This window comes from Aeromicrobium ginsengisoli (assembly GCF_004134905.2).
In the GTDB taxonomy this organism is placed as follows: Bacteria; Actinomycetota; Actinomycetes; order Propionibacteriales; family Nocardioidaceae; genus Aeromicrobium; species Aeromicrobium ginsengisoli.
The window spans coordinates 1268708-1289450 of sequence record NZ_SDPQ02000002.1 but is presented as its reverse complement, the minus strand read 5'-3'; the positions used below and the strand labels follow the sequence as shown (position 1 = coordinate 1289450).

General features: G+C 69.2%; 21 protein-coding genes. 15 read left to right on the top strand and 6 right to left on the bottom strand.

What is annotated here, in order from left to right:
- On the top strand, positions 1-734 hold a 734-nt coding region (locus tag ESP70_RS13120), incomplete at its 5' end, for an HNH endonuclease signature motif containing protein (RefSeq protein WP_149689685.1).
- Here ESP70_RS13120 and ESP70_RS13115 read toward each other — a convergent pair.
- Positions 731-1642 carry a YihY/virulence factor BrkB family protein gene (locus tag ESP70_RS13115; RefSeq protein WP_149689684.1) on the bottom strand — a complete coding sequence of 304 codons (912 nt, stop codon included), beginning with the start codon at positions 1640-1642 and terminating at the stop codon, positions 731-733. The genes ESP70_RS13120 and ESP70_RS13115 overlap by 4 nt on opposite strands.
- 17 nt (positions 1643-1659) lie before the next feature.
- Between ESP70_RS13115 and ESP70_RS13110 the strand changes: the two genes are divergently transcribed.
- From ESP70_RS13110 to ESP70_RS13090, 4 genes are all read left to right on the top strand, one after another.
- Complete coding sequence (locus ESP70_RS13110) at positions 1660-3309, top strand: acyl-CoA dehydrogenase family protein (RefSeq protein WP_149689683.1); 1650 nt, start codon at positions 1660-1662, stop codon at positions 3307-3309.
- Entirely contained in the window at positions 3310-3933 is a 624-nt protein-coding gene (locus tag ESP70_RS13105; RefSeq protein WP_149689682.1) for a hypothetical protein, read from the top strand.
- Positions 3934-4245: 312 nt separating this feature from the next.
- Complete coding sequence (locus ESP70_RS13100) at positions 4246-5931, top strand: nitrite/sulfite reductase (protein WP_149689681.1); 1686 nt, start codon at positions 4246-4248, stop codon at positions 5929-5931.
- A 193-nt stretch (positions 5932-6124) separates the two neighbouring features.
- Positions 6125-6883: a sirohydrochlorin chelatase gene (locus ESP70_RS13090; RefSeq protein ID WP_056214478.1), complete on the top strand. Its 759-nt coding sequence runs from the start codon at positions 6125-6127 to the stop codon at positions 6881-6883.
- A 56-nt stretch (positions 6884-6939) separates the two neighbouring features.
- Here ESP70_RS13090 and ESP70_RS13085 read toward each other — a convergent pair whose 3' ends face one another.
- Positions 6940-7779, bottom strand: a complete 840-nt coding sequence (locus ESP70_RS13085; protein ID WP_149689679.1) for a PPK2 family polyphosphate kinase — start codon at positions 7777-7779, stop codon at positions 6940-6942.
- A gap of 86 nt (positions 7780-7865) precedes the next feature.
- On the opposite strand from ESP70_RS13085, the gene ESP70_RS13080 reads away from it, so the two are divergent.
- A complete protein-coding gene (locus ESP70_RS13080) occupies positions 7866-8357 on the top strand; it encodes a hypothetical protein (RefSeq protein ID WP_149689678.1) in 492 nt (163 codons plus the stop codon).
- 27 nt (positions 8358-8384) lie between these two features.
- On the top strand, positions 8385-8792 hold the full coding sequence (gene msrB / locus ESP70_RS13075; RefSeq protein WP_149689677.1) for a peptide-methionine (R)-S-oxide reductase MsrB: 408 nt from the start codon (positions 8385-8387) through the stop codon (positions 8790-8792).
- A 28-nt stretch (positions 8793-8820) separates the two neighbouring features.
- Here the strand turns inward: msrB and hemQ are convergent, their stop codons facing one another.
- The 3 genes from hemQ to hemE form a co-directional block, all read right to left on the bottom strand.
- Positions 8821-9531: a hydrogen peroxide-dependent heme synthase gene (hemQ, locus tag ESP70_RS13070; RefSeq protein WP_149689676.1), complete on the bottom strand. Its 711-nt coding sequence runs from the start codon at positions 9529-9531 to the stop codon at positions 8821-8823.
- Between the two features lie 79 nt (positions 9532-9610).
- Complete coding sequence (gene hemG / locus ESP70_RS13065) at positions 9611-10939, bottom strand: protoporphyrinogen oxidase (protein WP_149689675.1); 1329 nt, start codon at positions 10937-10939, stop codon at positions 9611-9613.
- A 1-nt stretch (position 10940) separates the two neighbouring features.
- Entirely contained in the window at positions 10941-11984 is a 1044-nt protein-coding gene (gene hemE, locus ESP70_RS13060; protein WP_149689674.1) for a uroporphyrinogen decarboxylase, read from the bottom strand.
- Positions 11985-12088: 104 nt separating this feature from the next.
- Here hemE and ESP70_RS13055 point away from each other — a divergent pair, with 104 nt between their 5' ends.
- The 4 genes from ESP70_RS13055 (at position 12089) to ESP70_RS13040 (ending at position 15612) form a co-directional block, all read left to right on the top strand.
- Complete coding sequence (locus ESP70_RS13055) at positions 12089-12682, top strand: DUF3000 domain-containing protein (RefSeq protein ID WP_149689673.1); 594 nt, start codon at positions 12089-12091, stop codon at positions 12680-12682.
- Positions 12679-13956 (top strand): HRDC domain-containing protein, encoded by a 1278-nt coding sequence (locus ESP70_RS13050; RefSeq protein WP_246162020.1) that lies wholly within the window; start codon positions 12679-12681, stop codon positions 13954-13956. Before ESP70_RS13055 ends, ESP70_RS13050 begins: the two co-directional genes overlap by 4 nt.
- Positions 13957-14014: 58 nt before the next feature.
- Positions 14015-14881, top strand: a complete 867-nt coding sequence (gene efeU / locus ESP70_RS13045) for an iron uptake transporter permease EfeU (protein WP_149689672.1) — start codon at positions 14015-14017, stop codon at positions 14879-14881.
- Between the two features lie 140 nt (positions 14882-15021).
- Positions 15022-15612, top strand: a complete 591-nt coding sequence (locus tag ESP70_RS13040) for a hypothetical protein (RefSeq protein ID WP_149689671.1) — start codon at positions 15022-15024, stop codon at positions 15610-15612.
- 158 nt (positions 15613-15770) lie between these two features.
- Here ESP70_RS13040 and ESP70_RS13035 read toward each other — a convergent pair whose 3' ends face one another.
- A complete protein-coding gene (locus ESP70_RS13035) occupies positions 15771-16742 on the bottom strand; it encodes an aldo/keto reductase (protein ID WP_149689670.1) in 972 nt (323 codons plus the stop codon).
- A 64-nt stretch (positions 16743-16806) separates the two neighbouring features.
- On the opposite strand from ESP70_RS13035, the gene ESP70_RS13030 reads away from it, so the two are divergent.
- The 4 genes from ESP70_RS13030 (at position 16807) to ESP70_RS13015 (ending at position 20553) form a co-directional block, all read left to right on the top strand.
- The gene (locus ESP70_RS13030) at positions 16807-17151 is read left to right on the top strand and encodes a hypothetical protein (RefSeq protein ID WP_149689669.1); all 345 of its coding nucleotides are present in this window, start codon (positions 16807-16809) and stop codon (positions 17149-17151) included.
- Positions 17152-17211: 60 nt separating this feature from the next.
- Positions 17212-19512, top strand: coding sequence for a protein translocase subunit SecD (gene secD, locus ESP70_RS13025; RefSeq protein WP_149689668.1), 2301 nt, complete (start codon positions 17212-17214; stop codon positions 19510-19512).
- A 17-nt stretch (positions 19513-19529) separates the two neighbouring features.
- Entirely contained in the window at positions 19530-19997 is a 468-nt protein-coding gene (locus ESP70_RS13020; RefSeq protein ID WP_149689667.1) for a TM2 domain-containing protein, read from the top strand.
- A gap of 67 nt (positions 19998-20064) precedes the next feature.
- The gene (locus tag ESP70_RS13015; RefSeq protein WP_149689666.1) at positions 20065-20553 is read left to right on the top strand and encodes a DUF6318 family protein; all 489 of its coding nucleotides are present in this window, start codon (positions 20065-20067) and stop codon (positions 20551-20553) included.
- The last annotated feature ends 190 nt before the right edge of the window (positions 20554-20743 follow it).

Sequence of the window (20743 nt, the reverse complement as noted above, 5' to 3'; positions counted from 1 at the left end):
CCTGGCGGCGGTCGGAGTTCTGGATGTCCGACGACGGCGACGGGACGTGCCGGGGCGGGTTCCGCATCCCCCAAGCCCAAGCAGACCAGCTCCGCACCGCGATCGAGGCGATCAGCGCACCCCGCCGCGACCACCTCCACGACCACACCCCCGGTGCGGAGTCCTACTACGACCGCGACCTGGAGCACCGGCACCGCCTCGGCATGGGATTCGCCGAGCTGTGCGACCACCTGCCCACCGACAAGCTCCCCGGCAAAGGCGGACTCAGCGCCACCCTCATGGTCCGGTTCGACCACGACACCCTCGTCCACGGCATCACACCCGCCACCCTGTCCACCGGCACCCGGATCAGCGCCTCGCAGGCCCGGCTCATGGCCTGCAACGCAGGACTCATCCCCCAAGTCTTCAACGGCAAACCACTCCCGCTGGACCACGGGCACGAGCAGCGCCTGTTCACCAAGACCCAGAAACAAGCCCTCGCCAACCGCGACGGCGGCTGCACCTTCCCCGACTGCGACAGACCACCCGAATGGTGCGAAGCCCACCACTGGCGCATGCGCTGGGCCGACGGCGGCGAGACCCGCCTCGCCGACGGCGTCCTGATCTGCCCCTTCCACCACCGCACCATCCACGACACGCGATGGGCCATCCGGATGAGTCCCGTCGACGGCCACCCCGAATACCGGCCACCCGGATCCGACACCTGGAAACGCAACCACCGCTGGCGACCCTAGGCCGGTTCGGGCGGGAGGATCTTGCGGGGGTGGCCCCACCAGCCCATCTCCTCGAGGCCTTCCTCGACGGCGGCGTTGATGGCGGCGCCGATGAGGACCGCGATCGACAGGACGTACAGCCACAGGAGCACCGCGATGGGCGCCGCGAGCGGGCCGTAGATCGACGTGCCACCCGTCGAGAAGCCCAGCGCCCAGCGGACGAAGTAGCTGCCGAAGACCCACAGGAACAGCGTGAAGACGGCTCCGGGCAGACCGTGCCGCCAGCGCTTCTTGACCGGCACCGCGAGGTGGTAGAGCGTCGTGAGGAACCCGACGGACAGGATGAGGATCGCCGGCCAGTAGACGAATCGCAGGAATGCCCAGCGATCCGACAGGAGGTCGGCCGCGACCTGCGGGCCGGCCAGCACCAGCGGCACGAGGACGATCCCGACGAGCAGCGCGACGATGTAGAGCGCGAACGACAGGGCGCGTGTCTTGACGATCCCGCGGTGACCACCGAGGCCGTAGATGATCGAGATCGTGTCGATGAACACGTTGAGCGCGCGGGAGCCGGACCACAGGGCGAGGACGAACCCGATCGAGATCACGTCGATGCGGCCGCCGCCGAGCACGTCGTTGAGCGTCGGCGTGATGACCTTCTCGACCGTGTCCGGTGTCAGGGCCTGTGACGCGAGGTCGATGACCCGGTCCCTCAGCACCTCGACCTTGGCGACCTCATAGCGCTCGGCGATGAATCCGATCGTGCCGGCGAGGCCGAAGACCAGCGGCGGGAGCGACAGGATCGCGAAGAACGCGGCCTCGGCGGCAAGGCCTGTCACGCGGTAGCGGAAGCAGCTGCTGACGGTGCGCGCGACGAGCTTCTTGCCTGCTTCGGGGATCGCCGGTCGACCTACCGGTTCAACCGCCATGGCTCTACCGTAGCGACATGGATCCCCTGCAGCGTGCACCTTCGAACCAGGCGACTCCGCTGGTCGGCTACAACGTCGCGACCGCTGACAACGCTCTGCTCGACGGCGTGCGGGCATTCGGCGGCAATCACGGTGCCGACATTGTCGAGACGTTGACTCCGCTGGGCAGCCTCGCCGGGTCCGCGGAGGCCCGTGAGCACTGGCACCTCGCCAACGAGAACGAGCCCGTCCTGCGCACGGCCGACCGATACGGCAACCGCATCGACGAGATCGAGTTCCACCCGTCCTGGCACTGGCTGATGACGCAGGGCGTCGGCTTCGGCCTGACCGCCGAGCCGTGGGTGTCGCAGAGTCCGGTCGCGCACCTCCAGCGCGCCGCCGGGTTCTTCGCGTGGGGGCAGACCGAGCAGGGCCACATGTGCCCCATCACCATGACGTACGCCGTGGTGCCCGCCCTGCGCGCCGACGACGCACTCGCCAAGCAGTGGACGACGGGGCTGGCGTCCAGGACGTACGACTTCGGGCTCCGGCCGCCGGAGCAGAAGGCCGGGCTGCTGGCCGGCATGGGGATGACCGAGAAGCAGGGCGGCTCGGACCTGCGCACCAACACCACCGTGGCAGTGCCGACCGAGACCCACGGCGAGTACCTCGTCACCGGCCACAAGTGGTTCACCTCGGCGCCGATGAACGACGTGTTCCTCGTGCTGGCCCAGGCACCCGACGGCATGACGTGCTTCGTCGTGCCGCGTGTACGCCCTGACGGCACCCGCAACGCGCTGTCGATCGTGCGGCTCAAGGACAAGCTCGGCAACCGGTCCAATGCGTCGAGCGAGCTGGAGTTCAACGACGCATTCGCCGTACGCCTGGGCGACGAGGGTCGCGGCATCCGCACGATCATCGAGATGGTGTCCGCGACGCGGATGGACTGCATCCTCGGCTCGGCCGGCATCATGCGCAAGGCACTCGCCGAGGCGGCGTGGCACGCGTCCCACCGCGCGGCGTTCGGTGCGACGCTGGCCGACCAGCCCGCGATGACGAACGTGCTCGCCGATCTCGCGGTCGAGAGCGAAGCGGCCACCCTCGTCGCACTGCGCCTCGCCAGCGCCGTGGACCACCTCAACGACCCGCACGAGCAGGCCCTGCGCCGCATCGGTCTGGCGCTCGAGAAGTTCTGGGTCTGCAAGCGCACGCCGTTCATGGTCGCCGAGGCGCTCGAGTGCCTCGGCGGCAACGGCTACGTCGAGGAGTCGGGCATGCCGCTCCTGTTCCGCGAGTCGCCGCTCAACTCGATCTGGGAGGGCAGCGGCAACGTCAACGCCCTCGACGTCCTGCGTGCGCTCGGCCGCGAGCCAGAGAGCCTCGACGCGTGGATCACCGAGGTCGGCTCCGTACGCGGTGAGGATGCTCGGCTCGACGCGGTCGTCGACGAGGTGCTGACCGAGCTTGCCGACCTGAGCGACGTCGAGGTGCGGGCGCGGCGCATTGCCGGCCGTATGGCCGTCGCCCTCCAAGGCACGGTGCTCATCAAGCACGGCGACCCGTCCGTCGCCGACGCATTCTGCGCCTCACGCCTCGCCGGCGACTGGGGCGGCACGTTCGGCACGCTCCCCCGCGGGCTCGATCTCGCGGGCATCGTCGCCCGTGCCACCCCTCACCTGGAGAACTGAATGCGTCTTCTGTCGATGGGGGCGCTGCTGTCGGCGCTCCTGACCCTCGTCGCGGCCCTGGCCCTGCGTGCCGCCGACGCCACCCTTGCCGTGGCCGCCGTGGCCGCCGTGACGGTCCTGTTCACCTGGTACGCCCAGCTGCACTCCACCGACGAGCGGTCGACGCTCGGCCTCGCCAACCCCGCAGCCGTCCTGACCCTCGCGGTCGTCGGCCGGCGACCGTGGGCGACGATCCTGCCCGCCCTCGCCGCCCACACCGTCGGCGCCGTGCTGGGTGGGCTCGCGGCCCTCGGGCTCGACGACCGGCTCGGCGACACCCTGGTGTTCACGCAGCCGGGGCTCGTCGTCACGGCGGTCGGGGCAGCCGTCGTCGGGCTCATCGGGGCGTGGACGACGCTCAGCGTCGACGGCGGCGGACACGAGGCCCTGTCGGGCATACCGGCGATCGTCGGCGGAGCCGTCCTGCCACTGGGGCTGCTCACGGTGTTCCAGCCCGCCGCGGTGATCGGACTCGCGACGGCCGATCTCGTGCCGTGGGACGTCGCCCTCGTGGCCGCCGGGACCACTCTTGTGGCGTCGATCGTCGGCGCGTACGCCGTCACCGCGCTCGTCCCGCACGAGTGACCCAGCCCACAACCGAGGCCACTTCCACGCTCAGCTCCTGCGCGCTGTCTCGACATATGGATAGCCGTCCCACATATTAAGACCCGTGCTTGTCGCCGCGCGCGGCCCGCGGCCACACTGGTTCCATGCTTGCTGCGCAGACCCTCTGGCTCGTGGGACGACTTCACGTCGACCTCGGTCGCGCCCGCAACATGATGTGTCGTTGATCAACGCGCGACCTCTGCTCTGATTTCGATCAATCCAGGCGTGCGGCGACCATCATCGTGACGCAAGCGTCCTGATCGCCGTGTGCCCTGCCTCCAAGGGACGTTCATGGCTTCAGCACCCGGTACCGACACACCAGCCCGTCGACCGCGCCCCAAGCGCGGCGAGGGCCAGTGGGCGTTGGGCTACCGCGAGCCGCTGAACGCCAACGAGCAGTCCAAGAAGGACGACAACCCGCTCAACGTCCGGGCCCGCATCGAGAACATCTACGCGCACCGCGGCTTCGAGTCGATCGATCCCGGCGACATGCGGGGCCGGTTCCGTTGGTGGGGCCTCTACACGCAGCGCAAGCCCGGCATCGACGGCGGCAAGACCGCGACGCTCGAGCCCGAAGAGCTCGATGACGAGTACTTCATGCTCCGCGTACGCATCGACGGCGGCCAGCTCAACCTCGAGCAGCTGCGCACCGTCGCCGACCTGTCGGTCGAGTACGCCCGCGACTCCGCGGACCTCACGGACCGCCAGAACGTGCAGTACCACTGGATCGACATCCGCGACGTCCCCACGATCTGGAACCGCCTCGAGGCTGTCGGCTTGTCGACGCAGGAAGCGTGCGGCGACTGCCCCCGTGTCATCCTCGGCAGCCCCGTCGCCGGCGTCTCCGAGGACGAGATCATCGACGGCACGCCCGCGATCGACGCGATCGAGAGCCAGTTCATCGGGGACAAGGAGTTCTCCAACCTCCCCCGCAAGTTCAAGACCGCGATCAGCGGGCACCCCGGCCACGACGTCGTGCCGCAGATCAACGACATCGCGTTCGCCGGCGCCGTGCACCCCGAGCACGGTCCGGGCTTCGACCTCTGGGTCGGCGGCGGGCTGTCGACCAACCCCATGCTGGCCCAGCGACTCGGCGTCTGGGTCCCGCTCGACGAGGTGCCCGAGGTCTGGAAGGGCGTCACCAGCATCTTCCGCGACTACGGCTACCGCCGTCTGCGCACGCGTGCTCGGCTGAAGTTCCTCATCGCCGACTGGGGCGTCGAGAAGTTCCGCGAGGTGCTCGAGACGGAGTACCTCGGGCGTACGCTCGTCGATCTCGACGCACCGGAGGCACCCGAGACCCCGGCCGACCACGTCGGCGTGTTCCGCCAGAAGGACGGCAAGTTCTTCGTCGGCGCCGCCGCGACCGTCGGGCGCATCTCCGGGACCCTGCTGCACCAGGTCGCCGACATCGTCGAGGCCCACGGCAGCGACCGCGTCCGCACGACACCGATGCAGAAGCTGCTGGTGCTCGACGTCGACGAGGACAAGGTCGAGTCGCTCGTAGCGGCGCTCGCCGAGATCGGCCTGAACGCACGGCCGTCGCAGTGGCGCCGCAACACGATGGCGTGCACCGGCATCGAGTACTGCAAGCTCGCGATCGTCAACACCAAGGACCGCGCCAAGGACCTGATCGGCGAGCTCGAGCAGCGCGTGCCCGAGCTCGACACGCCGATCACGGTCAACGTCAACGGCTGCCCCAACTCGTGCGCCCGCATCCAGACCGCCGACATCGGCCTCAAGGGCATGCTCGTGATGGACGAGGCCGGCAACCAGGTCGAGGGCTTCCAGGTGCACCTCGGTGGTGCGCTCGGGCTCGAGGCCGGCTTCGGCCGCAAGCTGCGCGCGCACAAGGTCATCGGCGATCACCTCCCGGACTACATCGAGAAGCTATCGCGTACGTATCTCGAGCAGCGTGAGGACGCCGAGTCCTTCGCCCGCTGGGTCGCCCGCGCCGACGAGGAGGTGCTGCGATGACCGCCCGCGCCGTCCCGTTCCACTGCCCTTACTGCGCCGACGAGGACCTGCGTCCCCACGGCGACGCCCACGGCGAGTGGGAGTGCCGATCGTGTCTGCGGGCGTTCCGCCTCGGCTTCATCGGCCAGCTCTCCCCCAGCAACCTGACCACCCACGAATCACCGACAGCACCATCTCGAAAGGAGGATGCATCATGACCGCACCAGCACTCATTGCTCTTGCGCACGGCAGCCGCGACCCGCGTTCTGCCGAGACCATCACAGCCCTTACGGAGTTGGTCGCATGCATGCGTCCCGACCTCCGGGTGGAGCCTGCGTTCCTCGACCTCGCCGAGCCCGACTTCGACCGTGTCGTCGACCAGCTCGTGGCTGAGGGCTTCCAGGAGATCGTCGTCGTCCCGCTGCTGCTGACCGAAGCGTTCCACGCCAACGTCGACGTGCCGCAGGTCATCAAGGGCGCCCTGGCACGCCACGACGGCATCAAGATCGAGGCGACCAAGGTCCTCGGCATCGAGAACGCGTTCTTCCACGTGCTCGACAAGCGACTCCGTGAGGCGCTGTCGAAGAACCGGGTCCGTGAGCTCGACGCGCTCGTCCTAGCCGGCGCCGGCTCGTCCGACCCGATTGCCAACGCGGCGATCTCGCGCGCAGCCCGCGCGTGGGGTGCACACCACAAGCTGCCGACGATCGCGGCGTTCGCCTCGGCGGTCCCGCCCGCTGCGGGTGAGGCCGTGCGTACGCATCGCGCCGACGGACGCCGCCACATCGCCGTCGGTCAGCTCTTCCTCGCACCGGGTGTCCTGCCCGACCGTGTGGCCGAGCTGGCGTACGAAGCAGGAGCCGTTGCCGTGGCCGAGCCGCTGGGCGTCGATGTCGAGGTGGCCCGGGTCATCCTGGCCCGCTACGCCGTCGGTGCCGTCGACCTGGTCCCGTTCGAGGCCCTGTTCGCCTGAGTCCCGTTCCTTGAGCTTGGCGAAAGGATCCTTTCGCCAAGCTCAAGGAACGACCGTCACATCCCTGCGAGCCGGGTCTTCTCGGCTTCGACGTCATAGTCGGCCTGCGGCCAGCTGAGGTCGAGGGCGCGCAGCTGCTCCAGCAGCAGGGTCGCGACGGCCCAGTTGCGGTACCACTTGCGACCGCTCGGCACGAGGTGCCACGGCGCGTGGTCGGTCGAGCACCGCTCGAGCGCCAAGGCGTACGCGCGCTGGTAGTCGTCCCACAGCATCCGCTCGTCGAGGTCGCCGGGGTTGAACTTCCAGTGCTTCGTCGGGTCGTCGAGCCGGGCGGCGAGCCGCTCCTTCTGGTCGTCCTTGGTGATGTGCAGGAAGCACTTGACGAGGATCCCGCCGGAGTCGGTGAACGCCTTCTCGAAGTCGTTGATCGCGCCGTAGCGCCGCTCGATCTCCGCGGGCGTCGCCAGCTGGCGCACGCGTCCGATCAGGACGTCCTCGTAGTGCGAGCGGTCGAAGACGCCGATCTCGCCCGGCTGCGGCAGCCGGCTCTCGACGCGCCAGAGGAAGTCGTGCTCGAGCTCTTCGGGGGTCGGCTTCTTGAACGACGTGATCGCGAGTCCCTGAGGGTCGACGAGTCCGGCGACGTGACGGATGATGCCGCCCTTGCCGGACGTGTCCATCCCCTGCAGCACGACGAGCACGCGCGTCGGGCTCGCGCCGGACCGGCCACCGGCGAACAGCTTCTCCTGCAGGTTGCTGAGCTCCTCGCCCAGCTGGGTCAGCTGCTTCTCGGCGTCCGCCTTCTTGCCGTCGAACCCCGTCGTCGCGCGCGAGTCGTACGACGGGAGGTCCACCGGCGCGGTCACCGTGAGCAGCTCATCCAAGGTCTTGGCCATGGCGGAAGTATGCCCGAACATGGATCCAGTCGCGGGCGTGCGGGACGCCCCACCGTAAGGTGAAGGCGACGAAGGGATCACGACACATGTATGACGTTGCTCTGCTCATCGAGCGCCAGCTCAACGCGCTCGATGCCGACCAGATCATCGCCCTCCACGAAGGGCTCGACGACACCGTCCGCTACCACCTCCTGCTGCCGGTCGAGAGCTCGAACGCGATCCTGACCTCATCGATGAGCGCCCTCGGCTCGGGGCAGATCGTGCCGATCGGCGAGGCCGACGCGATCGAGGACGTGCAGGAGGAGATCGTCAAGGCCGGGCAGTCCGAGCTCGACGCCAGCGCCGCTCTGCTCACCGAGCGCGGCCAGCAGGTCTCCGCGCTGCTGACCGAGGACGACCCGATCGACGCGCTCGTCCAGCTCGTCAAGGACACCGGCTCGTCGGAGGCCATCATCCTCACCGAGCCGCACATCGTGCAGGAGTTCCTGCGGATCGACTGGACCGCACGGGCGCAGCGCAAGCTCGACGTCCCGAGCGTCCACCTCCTCGAGCACGTCCCCTTCGACGCCCAGCGCTGAGTGCGCCCCACGTCGTAGGCTGAACGCATGACGTACGACGTGGAGAAGACCGAGGAAGAGTGGAAGGCCGAGCTCAGCCCCGAGGAGTACCAGGTCTTGCGCAAGCAGGGCACCGAGCGGCCGTTCAGCTCGTCCTATGAGACCGACCCCACGGTCGGGGTCTATGCGTGCCGCGCCTGCGGCGCCGAGCTGTTCCGCAGCGAGACCAAGTTCGACGCACACTGCGGATGGCCGGCGTTCTATGCGCCACTGGCCGAGGACCGCGTCCAGTACATCGAGGACCGCTCGGTCTTCGGCGGCGTACGCACCGAGGTCCGCTGCTCACGTTGCGGCTCGCACCTCGGCCACGTGTTCGAGGGCGAAGGCTTCCCGACGCCCACGGACCAGCGATTCTGCATCAACGGCGTCGCGCTTCAGCTCGAGCCCGACGCCTGAGCCTCCGCTGGAGTGCGCGTCCCCGTGGCTAGGGCCAGAGCTCGGTGAGCTCGCTGACCGTGTGCGCGCGGCCGGTGTAGAACGGGACTTCCTCGCGTACGTGCCGGCGGGCGCGGCTGGCTCGCAGCTCGCGCATGAGGTCGACGATGCGGTGCAGCTCGTCGGCCTCGAACGCGAGGATCCACTCGTAGTCGCCGAGGGCGAACGACGCCACGGTGTTGGCGCGTACGTCGGGGTAGTCGCGGGCCTGCATGCCGTGCTCGCGCAGCATGTCGCGGCGCTCCTCCTCAGGCAGGAGGTACCACTCGTACGACCGTACGAACGGATAGACGCAGACGTAGGGGTGCGTCTCCTCCTCGGCCATGAAGGCCGGGATGTGCGAGCGGTTGAACTCGGCAGGCCGGTGCAGCGCGAGCTGCGACCAGACCGGCGCCATGTGGGAGCCGAGCTCCGTGCGCCGGAACGCGTTGTAGGCCACCTGCAGCGCGTCACTGGTCGGCGCGTGCCACCAGATCATCAGGTCGGCGTCGGCCCGCAGGCCACTGACGTCGTACGTGCCGCGGACCACGACGTCATCGGCGGCGAGCTTGCCGATCAGCTCGTCGACCTCGGCGGCGAACGCGGCACGCGGAGCATCACCGAGGGGTCGCTCGAGACGGAACACCGACCACATCGTGTAGCGGATCGTGTCGTTGATCTCCTTGGCCAGCTTGCCCTTGTTCTCCACGCGCTCGGTCATGCCGTCGCCCCCGAAGGAAGCCCACGATACGGAGACGCCGGCATGAACCCTGTCTTGATGATTCGCTCGCTGCGCTCGCTCATGCTCCGATTGTCCCAGCGTCGAGGATGCGCCGCGCAGCCGCCCGGCCCGACGCGATGACGGCGGGGATGCCGACGCCGTTGTAGGCCGCGCCGCAGACCTCGAGGCCCGGCACCGCGGCGATCGAGCGCTCGACGACGGCCACACGGTCGAGGTGCCCGACGTCGTACTGCGGCAGCCCGCCACCCCAGCGCTGCACGACGTGGTCGAGCGGCTCGGGCAGGCGGCCGAACGCGGTGCGCAGGTCGGCCAGCGCACGAGCCGCGATGTCACCGTCGTCGTGCTGCAGCAACGTCGCCTCGCCGGCCCGTCCGACCGAGGCGCGGATGACCGTGCGCCCCGTGTCAGCGACCCACCCCCACTTGTTGGACGACACCGTCGCGGCCTTGATGAACGTGTGGTCAACCGGCGGGACCAGGAAGCCCGAGCCGTCGAACGCCGGTGGCTCGTCGAAGACGTAGGTCACGATCGCCATGCTGGCGTACTCGATCGCGGCGAGCGCGAACGCGGCGTCAGGCGCGTCCTCGGCGATCAGGCGAGCGGCCGCGGGTGCCGGCGCGGCGACGACGACGGCGTCGACATCGAGGTGCTCGACGTCGGTCGTCGGCCCGACCGAGAGCCGCCACCCTTCGGACGTACGCGTGATGGCGCGCACCGTCGCGTCGAGGCGTACGTCGATGCCGGGCGTCGCGGCGACCGCCGCCGGCAGCTGGCCGACTCCCCCGACGAGCCCGGCGAAGACCGGGCCGGTCGCGTTGGCGGCGGCCCGTGCTGTGGTGGCCCCGGCGAGCAGGTCTGGGCCGAGCGCGGCAATCTGCGGCGTCGTCGCCCGCAACGAGAGCGCATCCGTGTGCCCGGCGTAGACCCCGCCGAGCAAGGGCTCGACGAGCCGGTCGAACACGTCGCGGCCGAGGCGTTCGGTGACGAACGACGCGACGGACACGTCGTCGTCGGGCACCGGCAGGACGTGCGGATCGACCTCAGCGATGCCCGAAGCGGCGAGGGCATCGACATCTGCGGGGATGCCCATGACCGTCGGCGGCATCGCCCGGAGCGCTCCGTGCGTCCAGATCGACGCCGTGATCGTGCGCGGGTTGACGACGCGCTCGTCAAGGCCGACCTCGTGCACCAGGTCGAGCGCCTCGGGCCGCCGGGCCAGCATCGACTCGGCGCCGAGGTCGAGCGTCACGTCACCGACCGAGCCGAGCTTGAGCTTGCCGCCCAACCGGTCCGAGCCCTCGAGCACGACAGCCTCGGCGCCACCCGCGACCAGCTCGTGTGCGGCGGCGAGGCCGGACATGCCACCGCCGACGACTGCGACGCGCATCTCAGCCGGCGACCGGCTCGTAGCCGTGGACGAACTCCACGAGCCGTGTCAGTGCGTCGGGGTCCATCGCCGGCGTCACGCCGTGCCCGAGGTTGAAGATGTGGCCCTCCGCGGCGCGTCCGGCCTCGATGACCTCCGCCGCGCGAGCGTGCAGGAACTCGGTCGGCGCGAACACCGCGGCCGGGTCGAGATTGCCCTGCACCGCCTTGCCCGGACCGATGCGGCGTGCAGCCTCGTCGAGCGGGACCCGCCAGTCGACACCGACGACGTCAGCGCCGGCATCGCCCATCGCGTGCAGCAGCTCGCCCGTGCCGACGCCGAAGTGGATGCGCGGGACGTCGAGGTCGGCCACCGACGCGAGCACCGCGGCCGAGTGCGGCTTCGCGTACGTCTCGTAGTCGGCGAGTGACAGTGCACCGGCCCACGAGTCGAACACCTGGACCGCCGAGGCACCGGCCTGCACCTGCAGGCGCAGGAACTGCCCCGCGATCGCCGCGATGCGACCCAGCAGGGCGTGCCACAGGTCGGGGTCGGAGTACATCAGCTGCTTGGTCAGCCGGTGATCGCGCGACGGACCGCCCTCGACGAGGTAGGACGCGAGCGTGAACGGCGCACCGGCGAACCCGATCAGCGGCGTGGCCCCGAGCTCGCCGACGAGCGCCGTGACAGCGTCGGTGATCGGGGTGACGTCGTCGGGCTCGAGGTCGCGGAGCTGGTCGAGCTGGGCGAGCGTGCGGATCGGCTCCGCGACGACTGGTCCTGTGCCGGGGACGATGTCGAGGTCGACGCCGATCGCCTTGAGCGGCACCACGATGTCGGAGAAGAAGACCGCGGCGTCGACGCCGTAGCGACGTACGGGCTGCATCGTGATCTCGACGACCATGTCGGTGCGGAAGCACGACTCGAGCATGGGGACGCCCTCGCGGATGGCGAGGTATTCGGGCAGCGCGCGACCGGCCTGGCGCATGAACCACACCGGCGTGTGGGCGGGGCGGTCGCGACGGGCTGCCTGCAGGAAGGGACTGTCGGTCAAGGTCGCGGTCACACTGCATTGTCTCAGGTGGGCAGTGACCGGCAGAGTCGGGCAGCGACCCCGCTCGTGCGGAGTGTCGGGGCCCCGGCTGACCCCGGCAGGCCTACGATCACAGGGTGGGAGCCCGAAGCGACATCGACCGCACCCCCGCGCAGTTCATCTCTGCGGTGGAGCTGATCCGGCAGGCCGTCCTTCGACCCGAGGTCGTGGTCGACGAGATGCCTGCGCCCCAACGCATCGCCCCGCACGCGTTTGCGATCAGCGGCGACGTGCTGGTCGGCGACGACGAGCTGGCCACCGGCCGCTTCATCCTGCTGCACGACCCTGCCGGAAACGACGCCTGGGGCGGTACGTTCCGTTGTGTGACGTTCGCCCGCGCTGACATCGACGCCGACATGGCGGCGGACCCCGTGCTGCCCAGCGTGGGCTGGAGCTGGTTGACCGAGGCGCTCGAGGCGTACGGCAGCGGCTACACCGCCGGCAGTGGCAGCGTCACGGTCGTACGCTCCGAGGGCTTCGGCGAGATGGAGGCCGACGGATCGGACGCCCAGATCGAGGTCCGCGCATCGTGGACGCCGCTGACCGAGCCCCCGACCCCCGGCATGGACTCGCACGCCGCCGCGTGGTCCAACCTGTTGTGCGCCATCGCCGGGCTCCCGCCGTTGGCGCCCGGCGTCATCCCCCTACCCCGCAGGCGTGGTGTCCGTTGACCCCTGCTGACCAGACCACCCCCGACGAGATCCCGACCGACGCCATAGCAGACGAGACGCCGGAACCGGTCACACCGCAAGCACCCCGCCTGGAGCTCCGCGACCCGCTGCCGCCGGTCGTCGACACCCCGGAGCTGCTCCGTGACACGTGCGAACGCATCGCGGCCGGCACCGGTCCGATCGCGCTCGACGCGGAGCGGGCCTCGGGCTACCGCTACTCGCAGCGCGCCTACCTCGTGCAGGTACGCCGTGAGGGCTCTGGCACCCACCTGATCGATCCCACGGCGTTCGACAGCCTCGTGCCGCTCGACACCGCGTTCGACGGCAACGAGTGGATCCTGCACGCCGCCACGCAGGACCTCATGTGCCTCGCCGAGGTCGGCCTCTATCCCGAGTCGCTGTTCGACACCGAGCTCGCCGGGCGGCTCCTCAACCTGCCGCGCGTGGGCCTGGCCGCGCTCGTCGAGCACTACCTCGGCCTGAGCCTGGCCAAGGAGTTCTCCGCGGCCGACTGGTCGACCCGCCCACTGCCCGAGCCGTGGCTCGTCTACGCCGCGCTCGACGTCGAGGTGCTGGTCGAGCTCCGTGACTTGATCGACGCCGAGCTCCAGAAGGCCGGCAAGCGCGAGTGGGCCGCCGAGGAGTTCGAAGCACTGCTGTCGTTCCAGGGCCCGCCCGAACGCAAGGAGCCGTGGCGGCGTACGTCCGGCATCCACAAGGCCCGCGGGCGCCGGGCGCTGGGCCTCGTGCGCGAGATCTGGGAGACCCGCGACGCGATCGCCGAGGCTCGCGACACCACGCCGGGACGCATCCTGCCCGACACCTCGATCCTTGAGATCGCGGTCAATCCCCCGCAGGACGCCAACGCGCTCAAGTCGATGCGCATCATGAAGAATCGCGGCCCGCGGCGGTTCCTCAGCGAGTGGTACGACGCGATCGAACGCGGACTCACGCTCGACGAGTCCGAGCTGCCGACGACCGGTCAACGCACCGACGGGCCGCCCCCACCACGCGCCTGGGCCGACAAGAACCCCGAAGCCGCCGACCGTCTCGCCCGCAGCCGCGAGGTCGTCGTCGAGCTCGCCGAGAAGCACGACCTGCCGACCGAGAACCTCATCAGCCCGCAGCTCGTCCGCAATCTCGCGTGGGAGCCGCCGACGCCGATCACGGTCGACACGGTGACCGAGGCGCTCGTCGCCGACGGCGCTCGCGCGTGGCAGATCGGCCTGATCGTCGACCCGCTCACGGCGGCCCTCAAGCCTGAGTCGGTGTGACGTAGTTCTTAGGTTCTCGGCGACCGAGGTAAGCCCGACCTAAGTTACGATCGAGGATGTGTTCGCCAACCTTCTGATCGGTCTCCGCGAGGGCCTCGAAGCCAGCCTGATCGTCAGCATCCTCATCGCCTATCTCGTCAAGACCCAACGTCGGCACGAGATCCGCTACGTGTGGCTGGGAGTCGCGGCGGCGATCGCGCTCGTCATCGCGGTGTTCACGTTCGTCACGATCGCGTTCGAACAGCTGTCGTTCAAGGCGCAGGAGGGCGTCGGCGGCACGCTGTCGATCCTGGCCGCCGGCCTGGTGACCTGGATGATCTTCTGGATGCGCCGCACCGCGCGCGGGCTCAAGAAGGAGCTCGAGGGCGAGATGGCCTCGGCTGTCGCCCTGGGCAACGGCGCCATTGCGCTGGTCGCGTTCCTCACGGTCGGCCGCGAGGGCCTCGAGACCGCGGCGATCATGTGGAGCACGATCGCCAACGCGTACTCACCGCAGCCGTTCATCGGCGCCACCCTCGGCTTCCTCATCGCGATCCTGCTCGGCATCGGCATCTACCGCGGCGCGATCAAGGTCAACCTCGGCAAGTTCTTCACCGTCACCGGATTCCTGCTGATCATCGTCGCGGCCGGCGTGCTGGCCTATGGCGTCTACGACCTGCAGGAGGCCGGGTTCCTGCCCCGCCTGACCGGCGACGTCGGCGGCATCAGCCACCTCGGCAACGCGATCTTCGACATCTCCTCGACCATCCCCAAGGACAGCTGGTACGGCACCCTGCTCAAGGGCACCGTCAACTTCCAGCCGGACCCGTCGTGGCTGCAGGGCATCTGCTGGTCGATCTATCTCGCCGTGATCCTGCCGCTCTATCTGCGCAAGCCCAAGGTGGCGACGACACCCCACGAATCCAAGGTCGTTCAGAGCGCCTGATCTTGGGTGCACGCGGTTACGGTTGACGCATGACCGGAGGGATTCCGCAGGGGGCGCGACGTGAATGAGCGCCAGCGAGCGAACCATCAATACGTCACGTCGACGCCTCCGTATCGTGGGCCCTTCTGGGAGGTGGCGACGTGAATGAGTTCAAGCGACCGTCGCTGCCCGGATCGGCGTTGTTCGAGGCGCAAGCTGATGGCGCCGATCCCGCAGAGATGGCGGCCGCCGGTCATCGCATCGCCACGCTGCTGGTCCGCGGACCGCGCTCCGGCGACGACCAGGGCCTCGTCGACCGGGTGCTGCACCTCGCCGACGAGGAAGGCCTCGGCGTCATCGCCGACCTCTGGTCGCACGCCGCTGCCGACAGCCTCGCGGGTGCGCTCTGGCGGCTCTACCTGCTGCGCACCTGGGTCTACCGCCAGCCCGAGCAGGCCGCGCGCGAGTTCTCCGCCGGCAAGGCGTACGCACCCGTGCACGAGGTGCTGGCTGGCGTCGTCGATCCCCCGGGTCCCGAAGAGGTCATCGCGCTGGTCGACACCGTCGTGCGCGGCATCGTCGGCGACGACTTCGACGTGACGCTCGACCGGGCAGCGGCGTTCGCGCACATCGTCGGCGTGGGGCGGGCCCAGCTCGACAGCGGCGATCCGCAGAGCGCGGCGAAGCTCGTCGACACCGCGGTGCACCTGCGCCGAGCCGCCGAGCTCGAGCGTTCGTCCCGCCTGCATTGATCTGAATCACACCGAGGGCCGAGGTGCCTTGAGTTGCGCCGCTGCTCGGTTAGGCTGGTGCACGCGTCGGGCTGTGGTAGCCCCGGGTCCCAACATTAGCCGCTTCGAGCGGCCACGCGCCGTGAGGCGCTTCCCAGCCCGGCGCGACCCTCACCGAGTCAACGTCGCGGCGCGAACGTGGTGTAGGACTGCGCCGGTCGGCCGATCTCCGACAGCTCGTCGAGGTCCTCAGCGGTCGGCGTCCACCCGCCCGCAGCGGCGTTCGCCGCGATCTGCTCCGGCTTCGTCGCCCCGGCGATGACGCTGGACACCGCCGGCTGCGCGGCGAGCCCGCCGATCGCCAGGTCGAGGATCGAGATGCCACGAGCCTCGGCGTATGCCTCGAGCGCCTCGATGCGGTCCCAGTCGGCCGTCGCGAGGCGATCGGACTGGACTGCCAGGCGGGTGCCCGCAGGAGCATCCTGACCACGCTGGTACTTGCCGGTCAGCAAGCCGTACGCGAGCGGGAAATACGGCAGCACACCGACGCCCAGCGCGAGGCAGGCCGGGACGAGCTCGGTCTCCGCGGTGCGGTTGTAGAGCGAGTACTCGTTCTGCGCCGTCACGAAGCGCTCGAGCCCCTTGGTGCGGGAGATCCAATCGGCGTCGACGGCCTGCCAGGCCTGCAGGTTGGAGCTGCCGATCGCGCGGACCTTGCCCTCCTTGACCAGCTCGGTCATCGCCCCGAGCGTGTCCTCGATCGGCGTGGACGGGTCCGGCGTGTGCAGCTGGTAGAGATCGATGTGGTCGGTGCCGAGCCGCTTGAGGCTCGCCTCCGCCGCCGTGCGGACGTACGCCGGGGTGCCGCGCCGGCCGCCGTCGTCACCGTTGACGCCCTGCATGTCCATGCCGAACTTCGTCGCGATGACGACCTCGTCGCGGCGACCCTTGAGCGCCTCGCCCAGCAAGAGCTCACTCTGACCGGTGCCGTACGAGTCCGCGGTGTCGAAGAACGTGATGCCGTGCTCGAACGCGGCGTCGACGACGGCGGTGGTCTGCTCTGCGTCGATGCGGGTGCCGAACGCGTTGCACCCCACGCCGACGGTGGAGACGGTGATGTCGCTGGATCCAAGGGTTCGCTGGCTCGTCATGCGTCCAGCCTAGGCAGGCTTTGGATGCGGCCGGCAACCGTCTCATCTCACGTACACTCGCCAGATGTTCTCGAGGCCCGCAGCGCGCAGGACCGCGGCTGCGCTGACGGCGGCTCTGGTCGCTGTGCTCCTCGTGACGTTCGGCGGGCCGACCCGGGTCTCGGCCCAGCGCACCACCGTGTCAGGCGTGAGCCATGCGGGCTCCGCCGTCAAGGCTGCGCGCACCCAGCACGTCTCCCTGCCTGCGACCCACCACCACGCGCCGCTGCACCTGGACCTCGTATCCACACCGCCGAGCGCGACCGCAGACGTACGCCCGGCAGCGGCACTCGCGACCGCTGACCCCCTCGTCGTACGCACGGGCCGTGACCTCGTCACACCCACCGGACGGGCACCGCCGGCTCTCTGAGCCCGCCAACCCACCCGTCCTTCCGCGCCGTCGTCGGCGTGTTTCTCCGAAAGCTGTCCCATGTCATCCCGTGCACCCTTGTGGCGCGCCGTCGCCGCATTCGCCGTCGTCGCCATCTCCTTAGCCCTTGCCCTGACCAGCTCGGCCAAGCTCGGCCTCGACCTCAAGGGCGGCACCCAGATCGTCCTGCAGGCCAAGGACTCCGACCGCGCCAAGGCCAACGCCGAGTCGACCGATCGCGCCCTCAGCGTGCTCCGCGGCCGCGTCGACGCGCTCGGCGTCGCCGAACCGACCCTGGCTCGCTCCGGCGACACGCGCATCATCGTCGAGCTGCCCGGCGTGCAGGACCCACGCGAGGCGGCCGAGGTCATCGGGCAGACCGCCCAGCTGTCGTTCCACGAGGTGCTGCGCGTCCCCGCCCAGGACGAGAAGGCGGCCAAGGGCGAACAGCTGCTGCCGGACGAGAGCGGCGCCCCCGTCATCATCGGCAAGCCGCTGCTCGACGGCACCGGGGTCAAGAATGCGACGGCGGAGACCGAGCAGCAGGGTCTCGGCGAATGGGTCGTGGGCGTCCAGTTCAACGGCACCGGCAGTGGCGGCTGGAAGCAGCTCGTGTCCGACGCGTGCTCCAACACCGCGGCCGGCAACCGGGTCGCGATCGTGCTCGATGACAAGGTCATCTCCTCCCCCGGCGTCGTGCCGGAGCTGTGCAGTTCCGGCGGCGGCAGCAGCACGCAGATCCAGGGCAGCTTCACGCAGGAGTCAGCCAAGGACCTCGCCGTCCTGATCAAGGGCGGCGCGCTCCCGATCGAGGTCGAGATCGTCGAGCAGCGGACGGTCGGCCCGACGCTCGGCAAGGTAGCCATCGATGCCTCGATCGAGGCCGCCATCATCGGCATCATCCTCACGGGCCTGTTCATCATGTTCGTCTACCGGCTCGTCGGCCTGCTCGCGACGATAGCGCTCGGTTCATACGCCCTGATCTCGTACGGGCTGCTGGTCTGGCTCGGCGCGACGCTGACGCTGCCCGGCCTCGCCGGCTTCGTGCTCGCGATCGGCCTGGCGATCGATGCGAACGTGCTGGTGTTCGAACGAGCGCGGGAGGAGTATGCCGAACGTACGGAGGCCGGCCTGTCGCCCGCCCTGAACACGGGGTTCAACAAGGCGTGGTCGGCGATCATCGACTCCAACGTCACGACCCTGTTGGCGGCGGCGCTGCTGTTCTTCTTCGCCTCCGGGCCGGTCAAGGGCTTCGGCGTGACGCTGTCCATCGGCGTCATCGCCTCGATGGTGTCGGCCCTCGTCGTCGCGCGGGTGCTGAGCGAGTGGGCCGTGCGCCGGGCGTACGTCCGCAAGCGGCCCGGGATCAGCGGGCTCGCCGGGACCGGCCGCATCCGCACATGGCTCGCCGAGAGCGGCCCGGACCTCATGAAGCGCAGTGGCACATGGATCGCGGTCACCGCGGTCGTCGCGGTGCTCTCGATCGGCGGGATCGCTCTGCGCGGGCTCAACCTCGGTGTCGAGTTCACCGGAGGGCGGTTGCTGGAGTACTCGTCGTCGCAGTCCGTCAGCGTCGACGAGGCGCGTGACGCCGTTGGCGCGGCCGGGTTCCCCAAGGCCGTCGTGCAGTCGTCGTCGGGCGAGGACGGCAAAGAGAACATCACGGTCCGCGTCGACGACATCTCCAACGACGAGGCGTTCCAGATCGAGGAGGCGCTGTCGGGCGTCGCCGGCGACGTCGAGAAGGAGCGCGACGAGCTGGTCGGCCCGAGCCTCGGCAAGGAGCTGCGCGACAAGGCGCTGATCGCGTTCGGCATCGCGATCGCGGCGCAGATGATCTATCTCGCGTGGCGGTTCCGCTGGACGTACGCCGCTGCAGCGGTGCTGTCGATGTCGTCGGTCGTCCTGACCGTGGTCGGGGTGTTCGCGTGGTGGGGCAAGCCGATCGATGGCGTGTTCCTCGCCGCGGTGCTGTCGATCATCGGTCTGGCGGTCAACGACACGATCGTGGTGTTCGACCGCATCCGCGAGCACACGCGCGAGAACCGCAAGCGACCTCTGCGGCAGGTCGTCAACGAGGCGATCCTGCAGACGATCCCCCGCACGATCAACACGGGACTCGGCGCGATGTTCATCCTCGCCGCGCTGGCCGTGCTCGGCGGCGACTCGCTGACGGACTTCGCGATCGCGCTGCTGCTCGGGCTGTCGGTGGGCATCCTGTCGACGATCTTCACGGCATCGGCGCTGGCCGTGGTGCTGGAGGAGCGGTGGCCGTACGACCCGTCGGATCCGGGCAACAAGGTCATCGACCCATACGCGAACGTCGATGACGGCCGTTCGACGACGGGTGCGGTCGTGTAGCCGTTAGCGTGTGGGGCATGACGTCGACACCGCCGGAACCGCCCGAGTCCGACAGCAACGAGCCGACTGTCCCGCTGGAGGGTGGTGAGCCCGACTACGGTCGGGTCAACCAGCCACCTCCGGGCTACGGCACGCCTCCGCCGCCTCCGGGCTACGGTCCCCCACCGGGATATCAGCCGCCGCCCGGCGGATATCCACCACCGCCCGGGTATGCATACGGCGCCCATGCCGGCGCTCCGTGGGGTGTGCACCCGGTGACCGGGGTGCCGTACTCCGACAAGCAGAAGCTCATCGCCGGACTGCTCAACATCCTGCTGCCGTTCGGCATCGGGCGGTTCTACATCGGCGACACCGGCACGGGTGTGGCGCAGCTGCTCGTGGCGATCTTCACGTGCGGCATCGGCTCGCTGTGGTCGCTGATCGACGGCGTTCTCATGCTCACCGGCGACCCCAACGACTCTGAGGGTCGTCCACTCCGTCCCTGAGACACGTTGTCCACAGCCGCTGCTCGGGGGCTGACAGAACCCGGCGGGTTTCGGTAGTTTCTCCGGCATGCGATTCGGGGGAATTGTTCTGGTGGCCCTCCTGACCCTGGGCGCGTGCTCGTCGGATCCGGAGCCCAAGGAGCCGAAGCGCACGGCCACCTCGGCGACGCCGACCGCCACGCCGCCGACCATGCCCGCCCAGGCGAAGGAAGACACGCCCGAAGGCGCCGCGGCATTCGTCAAGCACTACATCGACGTCTTCAACTACGCAGCGAGCACCGGTGATGTCGAGGAGTTGTCGCGGCTCTCAGCTCCAGGATGCAAACCATGCAAACGGTATGCCGACAAGTTTCGGGCGATCTACGCGAAGGGAGACCGGATTTCAGTACGCCTGTGGGACCTTCACGACGATGAAATCGAGTTGGTCGGCGACACCCGAGTCAACGCTGACATGGACGTCAATGAAGGAACCATCAAGCGTTACAGGTTTGGCTTTGACCTGTCGCCAAAGGCGCCATTTGTCCTAAGGAACATCACGATTTTGGAAAAGCCATGATTCGGCCAATTGTTGTCGCTGCGGTCGCCTTGATTGCACTCGTTCCAACCAGGGTCGCTGCTGACGTCGATGTCGATCCTGCAGACCTCAGACCGGAGCTCTACATCGAGGCTGAAGATGAGGAGCCAGACTCATTTGATCGCGCGACAGTTCCCACCGATCGGCATCAATCGGAGGAATCCCGGCCCGT